Raw genomic sequence first — 21,567 nt, forward strand, 5'->3', positions numbered from 1 at the left:
CCGAGATCAAGGTGCCGTTCAAGCATCCGCGCAACCGTCTCGACCCGGTCTTCCGCAAGCTCGTGGACGACATCTACGCGAAGATGACCGCGCGCGAAGCCGCCGAGGCCACGCATCGCCGCCTCGAAGTGGGCAGCCGCTTGCCCGATGTGTCGACCAACATCATGGCCGGCCTGATCGAGACGCTGGCGGCCGCGCCGTATCACGGCCGCGCGGACATGCCGGAAATCGCGCGCTCGCTGCATCTGGAAGTGGACGACCTGTTCCCGATCGTGGAGATGCTCCAGCAGCTCGGTTTCGCCGACGTGCGCGAAGGCGACGTGCTGCTCACGCCGCCCGCGCGCGTGTTTGCCGAGATGGGCACGCAGGCGCGCAAGCTCATGTTCGCCGATCACCTGCTGCGCAACGTGCCGCTCGCGGCGCGCATCAAGAAGGTGCTCGACGAGCGGCCGGGCCACCGCGCGCCGCGCGTGCGTTTCGAGCAGGAACTCGAAGACGTGCTCTCCGATGTCGCCGCGGAAGAAACGCTCGACACCGTGGTCGAGTGGGCCCGTTATGGCGAGGTGTTTTCGTATAACGACCAGACCGAGATTTTCAGTCTGGAAGACGTCGAGGCATAAGGCCGCGAGTCGAATAGAGCAGTGCGCAAACCGGACGACAGGTCGTCCGGTTTTTTTTTGTGCCGTTCTTTCGCGAAGGCCGATACGCGCTCATGAAGCGGCGTACGGTGTGCCGTCCTTGTGCAGAAACCGGCCGTCGCGGCTCGGGCTCATCATATCGACGTCGGAGCAGGTGATGACGTCGGCCGGAGAGCGCGAGCCGACTTCGAGATAAACGGCGACTCGACCGGACTGGTTGATCATGTGATGCCCGTTGCCGGAGTGCTTCGCAAATGCGGCACAGTCCCCCGCACGCAGCACGGTTTCGCCATCGTCTTCGATGAGGGTCAACTCGCCCTCGAGGACGTAGACGAACTCGTCTTCGTCCGAATGCCAGTGACGTTGGCTCGACCAGTTTCCCGGCGGCAAGCGCATGAGATTGACGCCGAAGTCGCGCAGGCCGCTCGCATCGCCAAGGCGCTGACGTATGCGTTCGGCGCACGGGGCGGCGAAGGGCGCGGGATAGCCGGTGCCTTTGCGCTCGGGCACGTTGGCAACGTCGATCTTGGGCATGGGGGACTCTCCAGTTCTCCGAAAGCAATGCGAACGGTGTCGACAAACTTCTTGCTGGGCTTCTGGCCGTGTAGCCGCTGTGACGCCGGAGCGTGCCAAAGGTGAGCTTCTCCGGGGGGCGCATGCAGCATCTGCGGCGCACCCTGCATGCCTCACGCAGGCCATTGATTCGACAGGGAACTTTACTCCGCCTGCGGCGCGCCGCAACGCCGCCGGCCGCGCATGGGTGAGCTTTTTCGGGAGATGCGCCGCGTGCGGCGAAGGGTGAGGCCGGTGCGCAAGCGCCGCGCACCGGTCGTTGGGTCAACTCATCAATTCGGCTTGCCGCCGGACGAACCGTGCCCGTCGCCTGAGGCGCCGCTGCGCCCGTTGCGCGGCTTGGCGCCTCGCGATTGCGCCCGCGCGCGATCATCGCCGCTTGCGCCTTCGTCGCGATTGTCCTGATCGTTGCGGTCATCGAAGTCGTCGCCGTATGTCCGGCCTTCGACATCGTCGCCGCGCGCCATGCCCACGAGGAAATTGCGCTGCGGGTTCGCGAGCTCGATGCCGCGCTCCGTGAAGCGCAGCAGCACGCGCCGGTTGAACTCGCGTTGCACGCCCCAGCGCGCCGAGTCCTTGCACTGGATCTGACCGACGAGCGTCACGCTCGCGCCATCCACCTGATCGACGCCCCAGTAGGCGAAGTCGCTGAGAATGCCGTTCTTGTACGCGTCCTCGCCGCGAATCTCCGCGCCGATTTCCTTGAGCGTGTCGATGGCGCGTTGCAGATCGGAGCCGTGCGCGATCTGCACCTTGACCGCCGCGTTGCCGATGCCGCGATTCGTGTTGTTCACGGTCGTCACCGAACTGAACGGCACGGTGTAGAGCGAGCCGTCGCCGCCGCGCAGCCGCACGGTGCGGATCGAGAGAAATTCGACCGTGCCCGACACGCCCGCCACCGTCACCCAGTCGCCCACCTGCATGGCGTTTTCGGTGAGCAGGAAGATGCCCGTGATGAAGTCCTGTACGAGCTTTTGCGAGCCGAAGCCGAGCGCCACGCCGAAGATACTCGCGCCCGCGATGAGCGGCGCGGTGTTCACGCCGAGCTGCGAGAGCGCGGTGAGCCCGACCACCACGAGAATCGCAACGAGCAGCGTGGTGCGGAACATCGGCAAGAGCGTGCGCAGGCGCGCGGCGCGCACGAAGTCGCCCGCGTCGGTCCAGGCGTGCAGCCGCCGCTCGGCCGCGCCGTTCGCGAACTCCCAGATCGCAACGGCCGTGACGATGGCAATGGCGATGGTGAGCAGCGCCGAGCCGAGCAGGTGTCCGATGGGCGCGAGCGCGAGAATGCGCGCGGGCCGCAGGCCCCAGATGTGCAGCAGCAGATCCAGCGTCACGATCCACAGCGCCGCGACCACGATGCGCCGCAGCGCGGGGTAATAGCGGTACGCGCGGCGCTGGCCGAAGCTCATGTTCTGCTGGTCTTCGCGCAAACCGAAGACGCGGCTGAGCGCGCCGAGCAGCACGATCGCGCTCACGCGCGCGGCGAGCAGCACGACGAGCGAGAGGCCGCCCGCGCGCACGAGTTCGCCATAGCCGCCGCGCAGGTCGAGCGCCCAGACGAACCACAGCGCGATCACGACGAAGAGCGCCACGCCAACCCAGATGTCGGCGAACCATTGCATGAACCACGCGTAGGTGCCGTGCCGCGCGGCCGCCTTGCGCATGGCGTCGGCCACGGGGCGGCGCAGTTGCAGGATCATCACGACGAGCGCGAGATGGCCGATCAGCGTGACGACCTTCACGAGCGCGAGATGCGCGTCCTCGGTCATGCCGAGCGGCACCGCGCAGCCAATCGCACCGCCCACGCCGCCGATCACGACGATGCGCACGAGCCAGCGCTGCGCGTAGGCGGCCCAGTCGTCGGCGAGCGGCACGAGTCGCAGGGCCGCGGCGTCGGGCGCGAACAGCAGCTTGCCGAACATCACGAGGACACGGCAGATCACATAGGTGTCGACGATATGGCCTACGGCGTCGGCGGGTGCCGCGTCGTCGGGGCCGAAGAGCGAGAGCACGCCCGCCGCGCACAGGCCGAACGCGATCACGGGCACGACTTCGAGCAGCATCACCAGCAGGGCGCCCGGCAGGCGCTGTAGCAGGCGCCAGTGATGCGCGCCGCGCAGCGCGTGATAGGCCTCTTTCGCGCGCTCGGCGGGGCTTTTGGGCGAGGCGTCGGCGTCGTCGCGCGCCTGGGCGGCGGTGAGCGTGGCGCGCGCCGTGGCGTTGGCTTGCGCATTCGCGTTGGGACCGGCATTGGGGGCGCCGTCCGCCTTGGCTTTGCCGTCGGCGGGCTCCATGCCGGCGGCTTCGCGCAGGGCGTCCTGCTCGGCATCGGCTTTGGCGTCGGCTGCCAGGGCTGCGCTCGTGCCGGTGGCTTCGGGCGTTTGCGGCTGCGGCACGGGCTCGCTGGCGCGTGGCGGGCTTTCGTCCTCTTCGCGTTGCTTCGCGGCCTGATGCGCGGCAATGGCGCGCTCCGGCGCGGCGATGGCGCGGCGCAACAGCGTTGCGATGGCGAGCGCGGGCACGAGCGTGAGCACCAGCACGCGCAGGAGGCTCAGCAGCATCGCATGGCCCTGCGGCGTGTTCAGATGGTCGTGCCACCACGCGCCCGTGGACCAGAGGCCGAGCAGCGTGGAGACCGTATGGTTCAGATGCTGGCCGACCATGCGCGCGCCGTGCGCGGCGTGGTCGGCGATCTGCACGACAAGGCCGTTGGAGCGCAGCGCGCCCGCGAGCGGCGCGGAAGCCGGCGTGGCGGCCGCCGCGCCCGATGCGGCGGGCGCGCTGGCCGGCGCGACGGCCGAGGCGGGTGTGGCAAGCGCGCCGGCGGCGGCGATGGCGCGCAGCGTGTCTTCCATATGGCCGCGCTGAACCGGGTCGTCGAGAACCTGGAGGGCCGCTTGCGCCTGGGTGGGCGTGAGCGCCACGGGTGCGGCGGGGCTGCTCGCGGGCGTGTCAGGCGCGGGCGTGGCGGCCGGTGTGGCCGCCTGAGCGCCCGTCGCGCCGAAGGCGAGCGCGAGCGTGATGGAGAGAGCGGCGATCACGGCGATCGCGCCGGACGGAGCAAATTTGCGCGAAATGCGCGCGGACCGAAAGGCGAAAGAAAGCGACATCCTTGTCATGGGCTTACGGGTCGCGGCAGCGACGACCCTTCTGTGGCAGCGGAGTGAAAAGACAGCAGGACGAAACGCGCGGTTGGGAACGCGCTGGCGTGGCGCAAACGCTGCCGCCGCCCGATTCGTCGGAACGTTCGACGCGCTGCCGCAATTTTTGTGCCCCGGCGGGGCCACATGGCGTTTGCGGTACCGCAAACGATGCGGTGCGCGAAACGTGAGAGCTGGCTATGCCGGGAAGTATGCCTCTTTTGGCGCGTGGGCGCGGTTGGCCGCGCACGGCGCGCGCCGATAAACGGGGACATGTTATGGGCGGCAGCAACCGTCTGTCGCGCGTCGGGACGTCGATGCATGCCGCGCCGCCTACGCGGGTTTTGATCAGTGGCGCGCGCGCGCCCGCGAATGCTACCGTTGCACGATCCACCATCCAGGCCCGCCAGAGGCCGACGAGGAGAGCCCATGAACAGCGTCAGCATGACCGGAGTGCGGAAGGGCAAACTGAGCCGCACGCAGTTGATCGTCGCGGCGACCATCGGCAATGCGCTCGAATTCTTCGATTTCACCGTCTACAGCTTCTTCGCGCTGACCATCGGCAAGCTGTTCTTTCCCACCATGTCGAGCTACGGGCAGTTGCTGGCCTCGGTGGCGACCTTTGGCGTGGGCTTCGTGATGCGGCCACTGGGCGGCGTCGTGATCGGCGCCTACGCCGACCGCGCCGGACGCAAGCCCGCCATGACGCTCACCATCTTCATGATGGCGCTGGGCTGCTTGCTGATCGGCCTCGCGCCCACCTACGCGCAGATCGGTGTGGCCGCACCTGTGCTGATCGTGTGTGCGCGGCTGCTGCAAGGCTTTTCGGCGGGCGGTGAAGTGGGCGCTTCCACCACGCTGCTGATCGAAGCGGGAACGCCCGCCAATCGCGGATTGCTCGGTAGCTGGCAGTTCGCAAGCCAGGGGCTGGGCGTTTCGCTGGGCGCGCTAATGGCCGGACTCCTCACCACTTTCCTCGCGGCCGACACGCTGCTCGCCTGGGGCTGGCGCGTGCCGTTCCTCATGGGCGTGGCGATCGCGCCGCTCGGCATGTGGATTCGCCGGCGTCTGGACGAACAGGCGCCCGAGCACGCGAGCGCCGTGCGCATGCCCGTGTTCGCCGTGCTGCGCGACTACTGGCGTCGCGCCGCGCTCGGCATTCTGCTCACGATCGGCTCCACGGTCACGGCCTACGTCGTGACGTTTTATATGCCGACCTATGCGATTCACGAGCTGAAGGTGCCCGCGCCCACGGCCCTGCTGGCGGGGCTCGTTTCCGGCGTCGTGACGTTCGTGGTCGCGCCGATCTCGGGGCTGCTATGCGACCGTTTCAGCCGCCGCACGCTGATCTTCTGGCCGCGCGTGGGCGTGCTGCTGCTGATTTATCCGGCGTTTCTCTGGCTCGCGAGCGGGCCGGACGCCGCGCGTCTGCTGATTACCGTGGGCGGCCTGAGCGTGCTGCTCGGGCTTCAGGCCGCGCCGTCCATCACGATGCTGCCGGAGATGTTCCCGCGCGCCGTGCGCGCGACGGGCATGGCGATCGTCTATAGCATCGGCGTGGCGATTTTCGGCGGCTTCGCGCAGACCATCGCCACGTGGCTCGTCAAGAGCACCGGCAATCTGCTCTCGCCCGCGTGGTACGTGATGGCGTGCGTGGCGCTCTCGTGCCTAGCGCTGCCGTTCATTCGCGACCTCACGGGCAAGCCGCTCGAAGACTGACCACGCGCGCGCGTTGCGCGCGGCTTCGAGATTCGCGTCGAGCTGGCGGGCGAGGCCATAGAGCATGCCGAGCGACGGCGCATCGACGCCCACTCGCTGCGCCAGTTCGTACGGCGCGCCGAGCAGCGCCTCGACTTCGAGCGTGCGTCCCGCTTCCACGTCCTGGAGCATCGAGGTCTTGAACGCGCCGAGCTTGCGCGTGATGGCGCTGCGCTCCTCGATGGTCATGGCGATGGGAATGCCGAGCGCCGCGCCAATCGCGCGCGCTTCGACCATGATCGTGCTCACGAGCTGCGCCGTGAGCGGGTCGTCGAGAATCACGTCGGCGGTCGAACGCGTGAGCGCGCTGATGGGGTTCATCGTCATGTTGCCCCAGAGCTTCGCCCAGATGTCGGCCTGAATGGGCGCGGCGGCCGCGACTTCGAAGCCCGCGCGCGTAAGCAGCTCGCGCGCCTCTTGCGCGCGTGCGGCCATGGGCGCCGAGCCCTCGCCGACGATCAGATGATTTCCGTTGCCCTTGCGGATCACGCCAGGCCCCGCAATGGACGACGAAAGATGCACCACGCAACCGGAAGCCTGCGCGGGCGGCAACGCCGCCGACACGACGCCGCCGGGATCGACCGCTTCGAGCCGCCCGTTCGCGTTGGCGCCGCCAAAGCCGTGAAGAAACCACCAGGGCACGCCGTTCATGGCCGAGACGATATGCGTGTGCGGCCCGATGAGCGGCGCGAGCGAGGCGGCGGCCTGCACGAGCGCCTGGCCCTTCAGGCAGACGAACACGATGTCCTGCGCGCCGAGCGACGCGGCGTCGTGGGTGGCGTGCACGGCTTGCGTGTAGCGCGTGTCGCCTTCGACGATCGTGAGGCCGTCGCGGCGGATCGCTTCCAGATGCGCGCCGCGCGCGAGCAGACTTACCGCAATGCCCGCGCGCGCCAGGCGCGCGGCGATGAGGCCGCCGATCGCGCCGCCGCCGACGACGGCGATCTTTTGATTCGGGGTAGTCAAACCTTTACTCCTGATAAGAAGGGTCGATGCGCGTCACGCGCCGGATCAGCGCGTCGAGCACGTTCTGGCCCGCGCCGTGCTCGGGAGAGAACTGTAGCGCGTCGCGCGTGGCGCGCTCGGTAATGGCGGGCGCGATGGGCAGCGTCTGGCCGCGCATCGAGTCGGTCACGACCTGCACTTCGCAGGCGCGATTGAGCGTCCACAGCAGCGCGAATGCGTGCGCGAGGCTCACGCCCTGCGAGAGGAGCCCGTGATTGCGCAGGATGAGCAGGCGCTTGTCGCCCATCGACTTCAGGATGCGCGATTTTTCTTCCGAGTGCACGGTGATGCCCTCGAAGTCGTGATACGCCACCATGTCGTGCAACTGCGCCGAATAGAAGTTCGTGTACGCGAGACCGCCCTCCATGCACGCCACCGCGAGGCCCGCCGTGGTGTGCGTGTGCATCACGCAGTGGGCGTCTTCCACGTTCTCATGGATCGCGCTGTGAATCACGAAGCCGGCGGGATTGATCGGGTACTCGCTCGGGCTCAGCACATTGCCTTCGAGATCGATCTTGACGAGATTCGACGCCTTGATTTCGTCATAGGTGAGCCCGAACGGATTGATGAGGAAATGCTTGTGCGGACCGGGCACGCGCAGCGTAATGTGATTGAAGATGAGTTCGGTCCAGCCCATCAGATGAAACACGCGATACACACCCGCGAGTTGCACGCGCGCTTCCCATTCCGTGGCGTCGCACCACTCGGGCCGGGCGCGCTGGATGTTTTCATTCATGAAAGTCTCCTCCTTTTTCAGGCTCTGATCACGCCGATCCTACGCGCAAATAAATGCGTGTGCAAGCATCAAATTTTCCATGAAACGCTTGCGGAAAAGGGTTCGCGGCGATGCTATGCTAACGGCACGGACGCGCTTTTGCGGCCGCGGAAAACCAGGCGGGAAGACGAATGACGGGGAAGTACAACATCGAAGAGCTGTTCACGTACCGGCTGCATGTGCTCAAGAAGCAGACCGACCGCACGATGAACGACGCGTTCGAGGCGGCGCTTTCGCTGTCGCTCACGGAGGCGCGCCTGCTGCTGAGCGTGGGCGCGTTCGGGCCGTTGTCGGTGTCCGATCTCGGGCGCGTGTCGAACCTCGACCGCAGCCAGGCGAGCCGCGCCACCGACGTGCTGGAGCGCAAGGGCCTGCTCGCCAAAACCTCGAACGAAGCAGACGCGCGCGGCGTGCTCGTGGCGCTCACGACGCAAGGGCGCAGCACGTACCGGCGCGCCTCGACGATTTCGAAGGCTACGAACGAGGCGATTCTCGCCACGCTCAGCGAGCACGAGCGCGAGGTGCTGACGAGCGTGCTGGCCAGGCTCGTGGCAAGCGGCAAAGAGAGCGAATAAGCCGAACGCCGCGCGTGCGGCGTTGGCAAGCAGGGTGTCAGCCTTGCGCCGCAGGCTGGCGGAACTTCGCGGCAAGCTCGCTCGCGCTGCGTGCCAGCAGCGAGACGTCGCTCCCCACGGCAACGAACGTCGCGCCCGCTTCGAGATAGTCGTTCGCAATCGCCGGATCGGGCGCGAGCACGCCCGCGCCCTTGCCTTGCGCGCGCACGGCGCGTATGCCCTTGCAGATCGCTTCGCGCACCGGCGTCGAACCGGGCTGGCCGAGCAAGCCCATCGAAGCGCTCAAGTCCGCCGGGCCGAAGAACACGCCGTCCACGCCTTCCACCGCGGCGATCTCGTCGAGCTGCGCGAGCGCGCTCGCGGTTTCCACCTGCACCAGCACGCACAATTGTTCGGCGGCGTGATGCAGATAATCGGGCGAACCGTTCCAGCGCGAGGCACGCGCAAGCGCGCTGCCAACGCCGCGCACGCCGTGCGGCGGGTAGCGCGTGGCGGCCACGGCGGCGCGCGCCTCGTCGGCGTTCTCGATCATCGGCACGAGCAGCGTTTGCGTGCCGATGTCGAGCAACTGTTTGATGATCGCGGGGTCGTTGCGCACGGGCCGCACGATCGGGTGCGTGGCATAGGGCGCGACGGCCTGCAATTGCGCGAGCGTGCTGCGCAAGTCGTTGGGCGCGTGTTCGCCGTCGATCAGCAGCCAGTCGAAGCCCGTGGTCGCGAGCAATTCGCTCACATACGAGTCGGCCAGCGCGGCCCACAGGCCGATTTGCGGGCGCCCTTGCGCGAGCGCGTGTTTGAACGGGTTGGCAGGTGCGGTCATGCGTTCTGGAATCCTGATCAGATGAAATTGAAGCCGATACCGCCCAGCGGGCCGTAATCGGCGTGGAACGTGTCGCCTGCGCGCGCGGCAATCGGGGCCGTGAACGAGCCGCTCAGGATCACGTCGCCGGCTTCGAGGCGCTCGTCGTGGCGCGCGATCTTGTTGGCGAGCCAGGCCACGCCCGTGGCCGGATGATTGAGCACGGCGGCGGCAAGGCCGCTTTCCTCCACGGCGCCGTTCTTGTAGAGCAGCGCGCCCACCCAGCGCAGATCCACGTCGAGCGGCTTCACGGGGCGGCCGCCCAGCACCACGCCCGCGTTGGCGGCGAAGTCGGAGATCGTGTCGAACACCTTGCGCGGCGCTTTGGTTTCGCGGTCGAACTGCTCGATGCGCGCGTCGATGATCTCGATGGCGGGCGTCACATAAGCGGTGGCGTCGAGCACGTCGAACAGCGTGACGTCGGGTCCTTGCAGCGGCCGGTTCAGCACGAACGCCAGCTCCACTTCCACGCGCGGCGCGATGAAGCGGTCGGCGCGTATGTCGCCGCCGGCGGGAATGAACATGCTGTCGAGCAGCGGCGCGTAGTCGGGTTCGTCGATCTGCGAGGAACGCTGCATGGCGCGCGACGTGAGGCCGATCTTGCGGCCCTTGACCGTGTGGCCCGCCGCGAGCTTGAGCTTGACCCATTCGCGCTGGATCGCATAGCCGTCATCGATCGTCATCTCGGGATGCGCGCGAGAAAAGTGGCGCAACTGCGTGCGCGTGCGTTCCGCTTCGTCGAGCTGCGCGGCCAGCGCGCGGATGGTTTGCTGATCTAGCATCATGAATTCCATTGCGAGCCGGCGCTCACGTTTTGAGCCTGGCGTGCAGGTTGTTGTGCTTCCATGCGCCTTCCTCGCTGAACTCGACGATTTCGAGCGAGAGCGCGAGGCCGTGCGTGGCGAAGGCCTGGGCGAAGTGCTGCTTGATCGCTTCGAAAAGCGCGTCGCCTGTCGCCTTGCGCACGGCCTGCGAGCGGCCCGCGCCGATCTTCAGGCAGCCGTGCAGGAAGGCGTTTTCCGGGTTGCCGTCGGCCACGAAGAACTGCTCGCAGCGCAGCGCGCGCGTGCGAATGCCGCCGCGCGGGTAGACGCGCGCGCCGCTGTCGTCGCGCTGCGCGTCGAGCACGTGCGCGAGCGTTTCGCAAAGCTGGCCGATGCTGTTCGCATCCGCGAGATTCGCGCTGTATTCGAGGGTGAGATGGGGCATGGCGGTCTCCCGTTCTTCAAGCGGGCAGCGGCGTGACCGGCAGGATCGCGTTGATCTGCCCGGTGCCGGAGCTGCCGAAATACGGCGTGACGATTTCCGCGCGGCCTTCGTAGCGGTCCCAGCCGAGCGCGCCGAGCAGCATGGCCGTGTCGTGCATGCCGCCTTCGCCCCAGCACTTTTCGTTGTACATGGGCAGCATGCCGCAGAAGGTCTTCCAGTCGCCGCGCTCCCACATTGCCACGACGTTGCGGTCGGTCGCTTCGAGGAACGGGTCCCAGACCTTGTGCATGAACGCTTCGGCCGTGCCGTTGTTGGCGAAGTGGTGGCTGAGCGAGCCGCTCGCGAGGATCGCCACCGTGCCGTCGTAGTGCTCCTCGATCGCGCGGCGCACCGCGAGACCGAAGCGCGCGCTCGTGGCGAGGTCGTGCCACATGCACCAGGCGGCCACGGAGACGGTGCGGAAATGCTCGTCGCCGTTCATGTAGCGCATGGGCACGAGCGTGCCGTATTCGAGGTCGAGTGTCGTGTCGCTGTGCGCGCGGCTTTTGATGCCCATTTCGTTCGCGACTTCGGCGATCAAATGCCCGAGCTGCGGATTGCCCGGATAGGCGTACTGCATGTTCTTGATGAAATGCGGCAGCTCGTTGCTGGTGTAGACGCCGTCGAAGCGCGGCGCGCAGTTGATGTGATATTCGCTGTTCACGAGCCAGTGCACGTCGAACACCACGATCGTGTCGACGCCCAGTTCGCGGCAGCGGCGGCCGATCTCGTGATGGCCGTCGATGGCGGCCTGGCGGCAGCCCTTGTGCGGGCCGTCCAATTCGGAAAGATAGAGCGAAGGCACATGCGTGACCTTCGCTGCCAGCGCGAGTTTGCCCATTACACGCCCCAGTGCGGAATGTGATGCGAACCGAGCGAAACGCACACGTTCTTCGGTTCGAGGAACACTTCGTAGCTCCACGTGCCGCCTTCGCGGCCCACGCCGGAAGCCTTCGTGCCGCCAAACGGCTGGCGCAGGTCGCGCACGTTCTGGCTGTTCACGAAGCACATGCCCGCTTCCACGGCGGCCGCCACGCGCAGCGCGCGGCCGGTGTTCTCGGTCCACACGTAGCTGGAAAGGCCATAGGCGATGTCGTTGGAAAGGCGGATCGCGTCGGCTTCGTCTTCGAAGGGAATCAGGCAGGCGACCGGCCCGAAGATTTCCTCCTGCGCGATGCGCATGCGGTTGTCGACATCGACGAACACGGTGGGCTGCACGAAGTTGCCCTTCTTGAGCGCGTCGGGCACGGCGGGGGCGTCGAGCCCGCCGCACGCGAGCGTCGCGCCTTCCTTCGAACCGAGCTCGATGTAGCTGCGCACCTTCGCGAGATGGCCCTGGCTGATCATCGGGCCGACGATGGTTTTCTCGTCGAGCGGATCGCCCACGGTAATGCGCTTCGCGCGTTCGATGAAGCGCTCCGCGAACTTCGCGTAGATCGAGCGTTGCACCAGAATGCGCGAACCAGCCGTGCAGCGCTCGCCGTTGTTCGAGAAGATCATGAACACGGCGGCGTCGAGCGCGCGTTCGAAATCGGCGTCGTCGAAAATCACGAACGGCGACTTGCCGCCCAGTTCCATCGAGAACTTCTTGAGGCCCGCGGCCTGCACGATGCGGTTGCCCGTGGCCGTCGAACCCGTGAACGACACCGCGCGCACGTCGGGATGCGAGACGAGCGGCTCGCCCGCTTCCTGGCCATAGCCGTGCACGACATTGAGCACGCCCGCCGGAATGCCCGCGTCGAGCGCGAGCTGGCCGAGCATGGAGGCCGTGAGCGGCGAAAGCTCGCTCATCTTCAGCACGGCCGTGTTGCCGAACGCGAGGCAGGGCGCGACCTTCCACGTGGCCGTCATGAACGGCACGTTCCACGGCGAAATGAGCGCGCACACGCCAACCGGGTGGAACAACGTGTAATTGAGGTGCGTGGCGGTGGGATAGGTATGGCCGTCCACGGCCGTGCAGACTTCGGCGAAGTAGCTGAAGTTGTCGGCGGCGCGCGGCACGAGCTGCTTGCCCGTTTGCGAAATGGTCTGACCCGTGTCCTTCGTTTCGGTCTGCGCGATTTCCGGCACGTTCTTCGCGATCAGCTCACCGAGCTTGCGGATGGCCTTGGCGCGCTCGGCCGCGGGTTTGGCGGCCCACGCGGGGAACGCTTCTTTCGCGCCGCGCACCGCGAGATCGACTTCCTCCGCGCCGCCGCGCGCGACTTCCGCGAGCACGTCCTGGTTGGCGGGGTTGACGGTCTCGAAGTAATCGCGCCCGGCGTGCGAGCGGCCGTTGATGAGATGTTCGATTCGCATGTCTAACTTGTCCTGTGTTCGATTCGTTGCCGCATCAACGCCCGTAGTCGGCGTCGCTCGCGATGGTGTTGACGAGGCGGCCGAGCCCGTCGATTTCGCACACCACTTCGTCGCCCGCATTCACGTTGACGACGCCTTCGGGCGTGCCGGTCAGAATGACGTCGCCGGGGGCGAGCGTCATGAAGCCGCTCAAATACTCGATGAGTTCGGCGATGCCCGTGACGAAATCGCGCGTATTGCCGTCCTGCTTGAGTTCGCCGTTCACATAGGTGCGCAGGCCGAGTGCGTTGACGTCGGCGACATCGGCGGCGTCGACGAACCACGGACCGAGCACGGTGCCGCCGTCGCGATTCTTCACGCGCAGGTTCGGGCGATAGTAGTTTTCCAGGTAGTCGCGAATCGCGTAGTCGTTCGCGATCGTATAGCCCGCCACGTACTGCATGGCGTCCTCGCGCTTCACATTCTGCGCCGTGCGGCCGATCACGACGGCAAGCTCGCACTCGTAGTGCATGAACGTGACGTCGGCGGGACGGCGCGTCGTGCCGCGATGGCCGATCACGCTGCCCGGCCCCTTGAGGAACACGAGCGGTTCTTCCTGCTTCGAGAACTGCAATTCCTTGGCGTGCTCGGCGTAGTTGAGCCCGAGCGCGAAGATCGTGCCGGGCTCGAACGGCGCGAGCCACACGACCTCGTGCTCGTCGCGCACGCGGCCGTCGGCAAGGCGCACGCGGCTTTGCTCGTGCGTGTAGTCGGGTGTGGCTTCGTGGATTGCGCCTGCGTAGGCAACGCGACCGCGCATCATGCTTGTGCTCCCAGCGCCGCGTTCGCAGCAACGAATTCGATTTCGAGCGGCGCCCAGTCGCCAATGGCGAGCGTTGCGCGCGCGCCGGCCTGCGCCACGGGCGCGCCGTGCGGCACGCCGAGCGTGAGGACGTCGCCGGGGGCGAGCGTCATGAAGTCGGTGACGTCGGCCAGCAATTGCGCGACGCCGCGCAGGTTCGTGGCCGTCGTGGCGCTGAAGGCGGGCTGGCCGGTCACGTTCACGCGGATGTCGAGTCGGTCGGGGTCGGCGACATGGCGGCGCGCGACCACGGCCGGGCCGATCACGCAGAAGTTGTCACGGGCGCGAAAGCGCACCGAGGGGCGATAGACGCTGGCGTGCGGCACGCAAAGGTCGGCCACGAGCGTATAGCCCGCGATGTAATCGAACGCTTCATGCACGGCGACCCGCGCGGCGGTGCGGCCGATCACGACGCCGAGCGACGCGCCCACTTGCACACCCAACTGCGCACCCTGCGCATCCTCGCCACCGGGCACGGCCACGCGCGCACGGTGGCCGGCGTGCGTGTTGCGCGGCTTCAGGTAGAGAATGGGGGCGCGCGGCGGCGCCTTGTAAGGGGGCGCGTTCGCGGCGTCGCCCAGCGCTTCGAGCGCGTGACGGTCGTTGAGCAGCGTGCCGTAGACGGCGCCGCTCACGGGCGGGCGGCCGTGCGCGCCCGTGGCGAGCAGCGCGTGGACGGTGGCTGCGTCCACGTCGCGCGGCAGGGCTTCGCCTTCGACGTGCAGCAGATGATCGGCAACTGAAAACATGGCTTGTGTCGGCTTCCCGGAAACACTAACATGTTAGCAATAGTGCGCTTGCTATCATCCGTCGTCAATCATCGATGAGATATTTGCGGGTTTCCCCTGGGATCTCCCCAGTGTCCCGATTCTTCGCCTGGCCGAAACCACCATGTCTGAAAACTCGCGTTCGTCCACCCGCGTTGCGCACCGCAACCTGCCCATGTTGCTCCTGCGCGCGCGCGAAAAAATGATGGAGCGCTTTCGCCCGCTCATCACCTCGCACGGGCTCACCGAGCAGCAGTGGCGCGTGATACGCGCGCTCAACGAAAGCGGCCCGCTCGAGCCGCGGCAAATTTCCGATCTGTGCACGATTTCCAGCCCGAGCATGGCGGGCGTGCTCGCCCGCATGGAGGCGCTAGGTCTCGTGACGAAGGAGCGCTTCGCCGACGACCAGCGGCGCGTGCTCGTCTCGCTTACGAAAAAGAGCCATCAGCTCGTGAAGGCGATTTCGAAGGATCTGGAGGCGCGCTACAAGGCGCTGGAAGAGCAGGTGGGGCCTGAGGTGGTCGAGCGCGTGTACCGCGCGGTCGACGATCTGCTCGCGGGCCTGGAGGACTGAACGCCGCGCGCGCGTTGAGGTGAGGATTTACGGGGGCGGTCCGCGCGAGGGCGGGGACCGCGTGTGAGGGGGCGAGCGACGCGAGTGCCTTGGAGCGACGCGAGCGACTACGCGAGCGTGGCGAAAGCCTCGTCGAGCTCGGCGGCGTTCTGCGGACGCACCACGCGCGCGACTTCCACGCCGTTGCGCAGGAAGATGAGCGTGGGCCAGAGCTTCACGCGAAACGAGCGGCCCAGCGCGCGGCCCGGTCCATCTTCCACTTTCAGGCGGCGCACCTGCGGGTTGCGCTCGAAGGCCGCGCCGATCACGGGCTGTGCGCCCTGGCAGTAGCCGCACCAGTCGGTGCCGAACTCGATGACGGCGGGCCCGCCGAGAGAGTCGATTTCCTTGCGCGCGGGCGCGTTCGTGGCATAGCTCATCGTGTGCTTCCTCGTCTGGCTCGTAGTGGCGTGCCCATACGATACCGCATCGCGCGACGCCCTTCAGGCGCGGGCTCAGGCATCCGCGCGCGCGGCGATCGTCGCTGTGGATTCGATGCGCTCGATCAGACAGCCGTCCGCCTCCGCATGGGCGGCCACGAGCGCGTCGATGTCGGCCAGCAGGGCGTCGAGGCGCTCGCCCAGACGCTCGCGCGAGAGGCTCGACATCGAAAGCGGACGCGCCTTCAATTGCGCGGCGCTGACGCGCCGGTATTCGATCACGCTAACGCGCTCCAGCGCGGCGAACGCGGAGCGCGCAAGCACGTCGAGATGGCTTTCCCACTCCGCCGACTTGCGCTGGGCGCGCGCCGGGTCGGTATCGGCGTAACTGTCGAGCAGCTCGCGATACTCGCGCGCCCACGGGCGCAGCGGGTCGTCGAGATGCGAGGTGTTGAAGAGCGCCACGGCGCCGCGCGGCGTGAGCAGCGTGGCGAGGCGCGCGAGCGTGTCGCTGCGATCCATCCAGTGAAACGCCCGGCCGATCACGGCGAGATGGAACGCGCCGAAGGCGGGGCCCAGATCGTACGAACTGCCCTGGCGGTATTCGATGTTCGGCGCGATGCCCGCGCCGAGTTGCGCGGCGATGTCGAGCATGGCGGGCTCGGGATCGACGGCAACGGCGTGCGCCACCCAACTGGCGAATGCGAGCGAAAGCTGGCCGGGACCGCAGCCCAGGTCGAGCAGGCGCTGCGAGCCGTCGAGCCCGACGTGTTGCGCGACGCGGCGGATCAAGGCGGGTGAGTAGGCGGGGCGGCCGCTCAGGTAATGCTGCGCGGCGTGGTGAAAGCGATCGGGAATGAACGGCGTGACGTGATTCATGGCGCTGGAGAACCCCTGGACGTGACGACCCGCACAGTCTGGAGAGGCGCGAGAGCGGCGTCAAGGCACGGTTCGACGCAAAGGTGAGCGTTTTCGGGAGTGAGTGCGACGGCGTGCGGCTGCGCACCTTTGAGCGACCGGCGCTTGAGCGGGTGCGAGACCCTCACGCGAGAAAATGCCTTGAAAACAAGGGTAAAACGCTAAAGTGGCGGCTGAACAGGTGAGCCGAATTTTATCGGCAGACGCACTCGATGCGCGACGAACCAGGGTGTCGAAGCACAAAGGTGAGCGTTTTCAGGAGGGAGCTGGGCGCACGCGCGGTGAAGGCGTGGAGCAGCAAATGCAGCCATTGGCGAAATGGTGATAAATCAACTTTAGCCCTGATTTCAAGGCGTTTTTTATTGCCAGGCCTGACGAAGCGACAAGCCGCCGCGCCCGTGGCGACGGCATGCGGGCGGCAAAGGTGAGAAGATTCGGGAGTGCGCTTCGTGTGGCTTTTCGCGGCGGGGCGCGCCGGCAACTGTCCGGCCCTCAATGGACGCACGCACGCGATGGGTATATAACTTAAACCGAGTGCAAGATTTTTTCGACTACTGCTCAGCAAGGGAGATAGGGTTCATCATGACGAGCGACGACACGCAAAAGCAGGACGCTCAAAAGCCTGGCGCAGGCGCGCCGCAACCGGATCTGGAACATCTGAACGCTGCGTTCACCCACGTCGACGAAGGCGTGAAATCCGGCAAGATCGCAGCGGGCGCGGCCAAGGGCCTCGTCTTCAGCCTGGTGGAAACGTTGGGCGCGCTGGTGGGCGACCCCGACCTGCCGCAGCACGCGCGTTCAGGCTACGAAGGGTTGCTCGAAGCGGCGCGCGAGTTGCGCTCCAAACTCGAGCACTGAGTCGAGCACTGAGAGCGCCACCGCCATTTCACTCAGCCAGCAGGGCGGCCGCCAGGCCGTCCGGCGCGGCGCCGATACTCAACTCCGGCGTGCCGTGCCACAGTGCGCAACGCTGTAGCGCCCGGCGTAGATCGGCCACCAGACGGCCGCTCACGCGCACGCCGGGCTCCAGATGCAGCGACTTCACCTCGAACACCTGCTGCGCCCTGTGCGCCTTTGCGTCGATGCGTCCGATCAATCGTCCGCGGTTCAAGATCGGCAGTACGAAATAACCGTACTTGCGTTTCGAAGCCGGCAGATAGCATTCGATCGCGTAGTCAAAATCGAACAGCGCCACCGCGCGCTTGCGGTCCCACACTACCGGGTCGAACGGCGAGAGCAGCGTGGTCGCCGTGGAGGCGAGCGTGCCGTTCGCCGCATCGCCGATCAGCGCGGCGAAGTCGCGGTGCACGAACGCGTCTTGCTTCCAGCCTTCCACACGCACCGGCAGCAACTCGCCCGCGTCGGCGAGCGCGTGCAGCGCATCCACGTAAGGGCGGCGCGGCAGGCGGTAGTAGTCGGCGGCCCAGTCCGCACGGATCACGCCCAGCGCCTGGCACGTGCGCAAAAGCAGCGTGCGTTCCGCCTGCGCGCGCGGGGGCAGGTCGCGCGCGTCGCTCCAGGTCGGCAGCACGCGCTCGGCCACGTCGTACACGCGCTGGAAGTTGCGGCGCTCCGCCACCATCAGCGCGCCGGTTGCGAACAGCACTTCCAGGTGCCGCTTCTCGGGCTTCCAGTCCCACCAGCCATTGCCCTTGTCGCCTTCGGCGCGCGCGAAGTCGGCGGAGCGCACGGCGCCCTCGGTGCGAATGCGTTGGAGCAGCGCGTCGATCTCGTCGCGGTATTGAGTGTGCCAGTCGGCCGCGTATTTCCAGCCCATGCCCGAAGGGTCGAGCATGCGATGGCGCAGCAGCCCATAGTCCTCGATCGGCACGAAGCACGCCTCGTGCGACCAGTATTCGAAAAGGCGGCCTTCGGCGAGATGCGCGTCGAGCCAGGCCGGTTCGAACGCGCCGATGCGGCTGAACAGCACGAAATAAGGACTGCGCGCGACCACGTGGATCGTGTCGATCTGCAATTGCGCCATGCGGCGGATCGCGTCGAGCACGTCGTCTTTCGTGGCTTTGCGGCGCGGCGGCGCGAGCAGACCCTGCGCGGCGAGATGCAGCGTGCGCGCCGCCGTGAGCGGCAGGGTTAGCGAGGAACGGGTGTCGGCAGTCCCGGACGCTGCATCTGCACTATCCGCGCTGCACTCACGCATGGACGCCCGCAACCACCGTCACCGGCCGCGTCGTCGCGAGCCGCTGGTGGATCTGCGCGACCACGGCCGCGCCTTCGCCCACCGCCGCGGCCACGCGCTTGGTCGAACCCGCACGCGCGTCCCCGATCGCATAGACGCCTTCCACCGAAGTCGCGAGGCTGCACGACTCGTTGTCGCCGGTCAGCACGAAGCCGTGCGGGTCGAGCTTCACGCCGCATTCGCGCAGCCAGCCCGTGTTCGGGTCGGCGCCCGTGAAGAGGAACAGGTGCCGCGAATCGAAATGGTCAATACCCTCCGGGCATGGCATCTTCAGACGCACCGAAGCCAGCCCGCTCGCATCCTCGCCCAGGCCGCCGATCTCGCTGTGCCCGTGCACTCTCACGTTCGCAAGCGAGGCAATCCGGTCGATCAGGTAGCGCGACATCGTCGATTCGAAGCCCGCCTTGCGGATCAGCACGTCGATCTGACGCACGTGCGTGGAGAGATAGACGATGGCCTGGCCCGCCGAATTGCCGCCGCCCACGAGCACCACGTTCTCGTGCTTGCAGAGCTTCGCCTCGACCGGCGAGGCCCAGTAGTAGATGCCGCGCCCCGTATAGCGATCGATCCCTTCGATGGTGGGCTTGCGGTACACCGCGCCACTCGCGATCACGACCGTATGCGCGCGCACGTCGCCGCTACAGGTTTCGAGCCGGCGCGGTTCCTCATCGCAGTACAGCTTGCGCACCGATACGGGAATCGCAACGTGCGCTCCGAACTTCTGTGCCTGCACGAACGCGCGGCCCGCGAGCGCCTGGCCCGAGATGCCGGTGGGAAAGCCCAGGTAGTTCTCGATGCGCGAGCTTGCGCCCGCCTGGCCGCCCGGCGCGCGCGAATCGAGCACGATCACCGAAAGGCCTTCGGACGCTGCGTACACCGCTGTTGCGAGGCCCGCGGGACCCGCGCCCACCACGGCGACGTCGTAGACGCGCTGGCCGTCCAGCTCGGGCAGGATGCCGAGGCAGGTGGCCAGTTCGGGCGCACTGGGATGACGCAGCACCGAGCCGTCGGGGCAGATCACGAGCGGCAGGTCTTCGCAGCGCGCGGCGAAGCGCTCGATCAGCAGGAGCATGCTTTCGTCGCGCTCGTCGAGCACCGAATACGGATGGCCGTTGCGCGAGAGGAAGCCTTGCAGCGAAACGAGTGCGGGATCGTCGTGCTTGCCGACGAGAATCGGGCCGCCCGCGCCTTTTTCGATCAGCGAGACGCGGCGCAGGATCAGCGCCCGCACGATGCGCTCGCCGAGTTCGGCTTCGGCGACGATGGCCGCGCGCAGTTGCTCGGGGGGAATCAGGATGGCGTCGACGCTTTCGAGCGCCAGGCCGTCCACGAGCGCGGGGCCGCCCGAAAGCTGACCCACCTCGGCCAGAAAATGGCCGCGCCCATGTTCGACGATGAGCCGCTCGCGGCCCAGCCCGTCGCGCTGGAACACCTTGACCGAACCGGAGAGCAGCACGAACATGCCGGGGCCGGTTTCGCCGGTGCGAAAGAGCAGTTCGCCCGCCGCATAGTGGCGTTGCTCGCCGAAGCGCGCGAGGCGCGCGATCTCGTCGTCGGTGAGCTCGGGGAACATCTGGTGACGCCGCGAGGAAAGCGTCGAGAACGGCGCTTCGGCGGGTTGCGGCTGCGTGTCGGAGTGGCGGCTCGCGGAAGGAAGTTCCGCGGAATCCGGAACTTCGGCTTCGGTGATCGTGCCCATCTGGCGGTTCTCCTCGTGCGGGCGGCTCGGGAGCGGGCCGCCCGGATCAGACAGCTTTAGGCGTGATGTTGACCGGGACTTCGCTGTGCGCCATCAGCTGGAGCGATTCGAGCGTGCGGCCGGCGTCGCGCCACGCGTCGAGACCGCCGAGTAGCGGCACCACATCGGTAAAGCCAGCCTCGACGAGCTTTTTCGCCATCCAGGCCGCGGAAATTTCATTGGGGCACGAGCAGTAGATCACGAGCTTCTGGTCGTTTGGATACTTGCCGACGATGTCTTCGAGCTTGCGCTCGTCGGCGAATAACGCGCCCGGAATGATGTACGGATCGAGCTTGCGCTTTTCTTCGGAACGGATATCGAACACCACGGGCGGCGGCTTGGCGCCCATCGCGCGGTAGAGGTCGTCTACCGTGATGCGCGCGTTCGCGAGCTTCTTGATGAGCTGGCGGCGGCGCTGCCAGCGGTAGGTCGCGTAGAGCACCAGCAGCACGGCCACCACAACGAGGGCGAAGCGGCCAAGCCGGCTCGCGCCGCCCATCAGCATGTCGATTTGCGGGGCGAACAGCACGCCGATGAGGAGGCCCGTGCCGGACCACAGCGCCGCGCCGATGCCGTCGAAGCCCACGAACTGGCGGTAGGGCACGCCCATCGCGCCGGCCATCGGCACGGAGACGAGCGAAAGCCCCGGCACGAACTTGGCGACGGCGAGCACGCGCACGCCCCAGCGACCGAAAAAGCGCTCGGTCTTTTTCACGCAGGTGTCGCGCGAGAGCGAGAGCTTGCAGAGTGTCTTGAGCGTGTTGCCGCCGTAGAGACGTCCGGCCAGGAACCACACGCTGTCGCCGATCAGCATGGCGAAGATGGCGAGCACGAGCACCGGCGCGACCTGCTGGCCGATCGAACCGGGATGCATGGCCGCCATCGCGCCGAACAACACGAGCGCGGGCATCGCGGGCACGGGCAGCCCTAGCGATCCGGCAAGCACATTGATGAACACCAGCGCAGGCCCGTATTGCGCGATGAGGTCATGTAGCATCGGCTTACTTCCGTTGCGCTTTTAAGCGGAGAACGGGAAAGATAGGAGGGTAACGTAAAGATTATGGACGCATTTCGAAGGCGTGCAAGCGCGCCCGTACGTGCGTATGAAAACGACGCGCGCGATACACGCCCGCCGGGGTGGACACATCACGACCGATTGCGCTTGAGCACGCGAGAACGGACTTGCCGCAAGCGGCAAGTCCGTGAAAAAAGCGCCGGAATGGAACGAGGCGGCAGAAAGC

21 protein-coding genes are annotated in these 21,567 nt (G+C 67.0%); 5 read left to right on the forward strand and 16 right to left on the reverse strand.

Annotation, left to right across the window (positions count from 1 at the left end):
* A partial coding sequence (locus C7402_RS39825) for an AAA-associated domain-containing protein (protein ID WP_208949076.1) occupies positions 1-620 on the forward strand: 620 nt, incomplete at its 5' end.
* 90 nt (positions 621-710) lie between these two features.
* On the opposite strand, the gene C7402_RS39830 is transcribed toward C7402_RS39825, so the two are convergent.
* Both C7402_RS39830 and C7402_RS39835 read right to left on the reverse strand, forming a co-directional pair.
* The gene (locus C7402_RS39830) at positions 711-1,172 is read right to left on the reverse strand and encodes a cupin domain-containing protein (RefSeq protein ID WP_116614448.1); all 462 of its coding nucleotides are present in this window, start codon (positions 1,170-1,172) and stop codon (positions 711-713) included.
* A 311-nt stretch (positions 1,173-1,483) separates the two neighbouring features.
* Entirely contained in the window at positions 1,484-4,255 is a 2,772-nt protein-coding gene (locus tag C7402_RS39835) for a mechanosensitive ion channel family protein (RefSeq protein WP_244315045.1), read from the reverse strand.
* Between the two features lie 528 nt (positions 4,256-4,783).
* On the opposite strand from C7402_RS39835, the gene C7402_RS39840 reads away from it, so the two are divergent.
* Entirely contained in the window at positions 4,784-6,073 is a 1,290-nt protein-coding gene (locus C7402_RS39840; protein ID WP_112170752.1) for an MFS transporter, read from the forward strand.
* Here C7402_RS39840 and C7402_RS39845 read toward each other — a convergent pair.
* Both C7402_RS39845 and C7402_RS39850 read right to left on the reverse strand, forming a co-directional pair.
* Positions 6,023-7,078, reverse strand: coding sequence for a ketopantoate reductase family protein (locus tag C7402_RS39845; RefSeq protein ID WP_116614449.1), 1,056 nt, complete (start codon positions 7,076-7,078; stop codon positions 6,023-6,025). The two genes, C7402_RS39840 and C7402_RS39845, sit on opposite strands and share 51 nt — an antisense overlap.
* Positions 7,079-7,082: 4 nt before the next feature.
* Complete coding sequence (locus C7402_RS39850; RefSeq protein WP_116614450.1) at positions 7,083-7,853, reverse strand: class II aldolase/adducin family protein; 771 nt, start codon at positions 7,851-7,853, stop codon at positions 7,083-7,085.
* A gap of 170 nt (positions 7,854-8,023) precedes the next feature.
* Between C7402_RS39850 and C7402_RS39855 the strand changes: the two genes are divergently transcribed.
* Positions 8,024-8,467 (forward strand): MarR family winged helix-turn-helix transcriptional regulator, encoded by a 444-nt coding sequence (locus C7402_RS39855; RefSeq protein ID WP_112170749.1) that lies wholly within the window; start codon positions 8,024-8,026, stop codon positions 8,465-8,467.
* Positions 8,468-8,504: 37 nt separating this feature from the next.
* Here the strand turns inward: C7402_RS39855 and hpaI are convergent, their stop codons facing one another.
* From hpaI to C7402_RS39890, 7 genes are read right to left on the reverse strand one after another with little or no spacing between them, the layout of a single operon-like run.
* Positions 8,505-9,287, reverse strand: coding sequence for a 4-hydroxy-2-oxoheptanedioate aldolase (gene hpaI / locus C7402_RS39860; protein WP_116614451.1), 783 nt, complete (start codon positions 9,285-9,287; stop codon positions 8,505-8,507).
* Positions 9,288-9,304: 17 nt separating this feature from the next.
* Positions 9,305-10,108 carry a 2-oxo-hept-4-ene-1,7-dioate hydratase gene (hpaH, locus tag C7402_RS39865; RefSeq protein ID WP_116614503.1) on the reverse strand — a complete coding sequence of 268 codons (804 nt, stop codon included), beginning with the start codon at positions 10,106-10,108 and terminating at the stop codon, positions 9,305-9,307.
* A gap of 25 nt (positions 10,109-10,133) precedes the next feature.
* Complete coding sequence (locus tag C7402_RS39870; protein ID WP_116614452.1) at positions 10,134-10,535, reverse strand: 5-carboxymethyl-2-hydroxymuconate Delta-isomerase; 402 nt, start codon at positions 10,533-10,535, stop codon at positions 10,134-10,136.
* 16 nt (positions 10,536-10,551) lie between these two features.
* Entirely contained in the window at positions 10,552-11,415 is an 864-nt protein-coding gene (gene hpaD, locus C7402_RS39875; protein WP_112170746.1) for a 3,4-dihydroxyphenylacetate 2,3-dioxygenase, read from the reverse strand.
* Positions 11,415-12,872 carry a 5-carboxymethyl-2-hydroxymuconate semialdehyde dehydrogenase gene (hpaE, locus tag C7402_RS39880; RefSeq protein ID WP_116614453.1) on the reverse strand — a complete coding sequence of 486 codons (1,458 nt, stop codon included), beginning with the start codon at positions 12,870-12,872 and terminating at the stop codon, positions 11,415-11,417. The genes hpaD and hpaE overlap by 1 nt, the downstream gene beginning before the upstream one ends.
* 34 nt (positions 12,873-12,906) lie before the next feature.
* Positions 12,907-13,674 carry a fumarylacetoacetate hydrolase family protein gene (locus C7402_RS39885; RefSeq protein ID WP_116614454.1) on the reverse strand — a complete coding sequence of 256 codons (768 nt, stop codon included), beginning with the start codon at positions 13,672-13,674 and terminating at the stop codon, positions 12,907-12,909.
* Positions 13,671-14,462 (reverse strand): fumarylacetoacetate hydrolase family protein, encoded by a 792-nt coding sequence (locus tag C7402_RS39890; RefSeq protein WP_116614455.1) that lies wholly within the window; start codon positions 14,460-14,462, stop codon positions 13,671-13,673. Before C7402_RS39890 ends, C7402_RS39885 begins: the two co-directional genes overlap by 4 nt.
* A gap of 193 nt (positions 14,463-14,655) precedes the next feature.
* Between C7402_RS39890 and hpaR the strand changes: the two genes are divergently transcribed.
* Positions 14,656-15,054, forward strand: a complete 399-nt coding sequence (hpaR, locus tag C7402_RS39895) for a homoprotocatechuate degradation operon regulator HpaR (RefSeq protein ID WP_112171098.1) — start codon at positions 14,656-14,658, stop codon at positions 15,052-15,054.
* Positions 15,055-15,161: 107 nt separating this feature from the next.
* On the opposite strand, the gene C7402_RS39900 is transcribed toward hpaR, so the two are convergent.
* Both C7402_RS39900 and C7402_RS39905 read right to left on the reverse strand, forming a co-directional pair.
* Positions 15,162-15,473: a thioredoxin family protein gene (locus C7402_RS39900; RefSeq protein ID WP_112170742.1), complete on the reverse strand. Its 312-nt coding sequence runs from the start codon at positions 15,471-15,473 to the stop codon at positions 15,162-15,164.
* Positions 15,474-15,548: 75 nt separating this feature from the next.
* Entirely contained in the window at positions 15,549-16,352 is an 804-nt protein-coding gene (locus tag C7402_RS39905; RefSeq protein WP_116614456.1) for a class I SAM-dependent methyltransferase, read from the reverse strand.
* Between the two features lie 621 nt (positions 16,353-16,973).
* On the opposite strand from C7402_RS39905, the gene C7402_RS39910 reads away from it, so the two are divergent.
* On the forward strand, positions 16,974-17,249 hold the full coding sequence (locus C7402_RS39910) for a hypothetical protein (protein ID WP_116614457.1): 276 nt from the start codon (positions 16,974-16,976) through the stop codon (positions 17,247-17,249).
* Between the two features lie 28 nt (positions 17,250-17,277).
* Here the strand turns inward: C7402_RS39910 and C7402_RS39915 are convergent, their stop codons facing one another.
* Genes C7402_RS39915 through C7402_RS39925 form a run of 3 tightly spaced genes read right to left on the reverse strand, consistent with a single transcriptional unit; the run spans position 17,278 to position 21,323 of the window.
* A complete protein-coding gene (locus C7402_RS39915) occupies positions 17,278-18,549 on the reverse strand; it encodes a winged helix-turn-helix domain-containing protein (RefSeq protein ID WP_116614458.1) in 1,272 nt (423 codons plus the stop codon).
* Complete coding sequence (locus tag C7402_RS39920; RefSeq protein ID WP_116614459.1) at positions 18,542-20,287, reverse strand: FAD-dependent oxidoreductase; 1,746 nt, start codon at positions 20,285-20,287, stop codon at positions 18,542-18,544. The genes C7402_RS39915 and C7402_RS39920 overlap by 8 nt, the downstream gene beginning before the upstream one ends.
* Positions 20,288-20,333: 46 nt before the next feature.
* Entirely contained in the window at positions 20,334-21,323 is a 990-nt protein-coding gene (locus C7402_RS39925) for a DedA family protein/thiosulfate sulfurtransferase GlpE (protein WP_116614460.1), read from the reverse strand.
* Positions 21,324-21,567: the final 244 nt, after the last annotated feature.

The sequence above is a fragment of the Paraburkholderia unamae genome, from assembly GCF_003096875.1.
GTDB classification, from domain to species: domain Bacteria; phylum Pseudomonadota; class Gammaproteobacteria; order Burkholderiales; family Burkholderiaceae; genus Paraburkholderia; species Paraburkholderia unamae.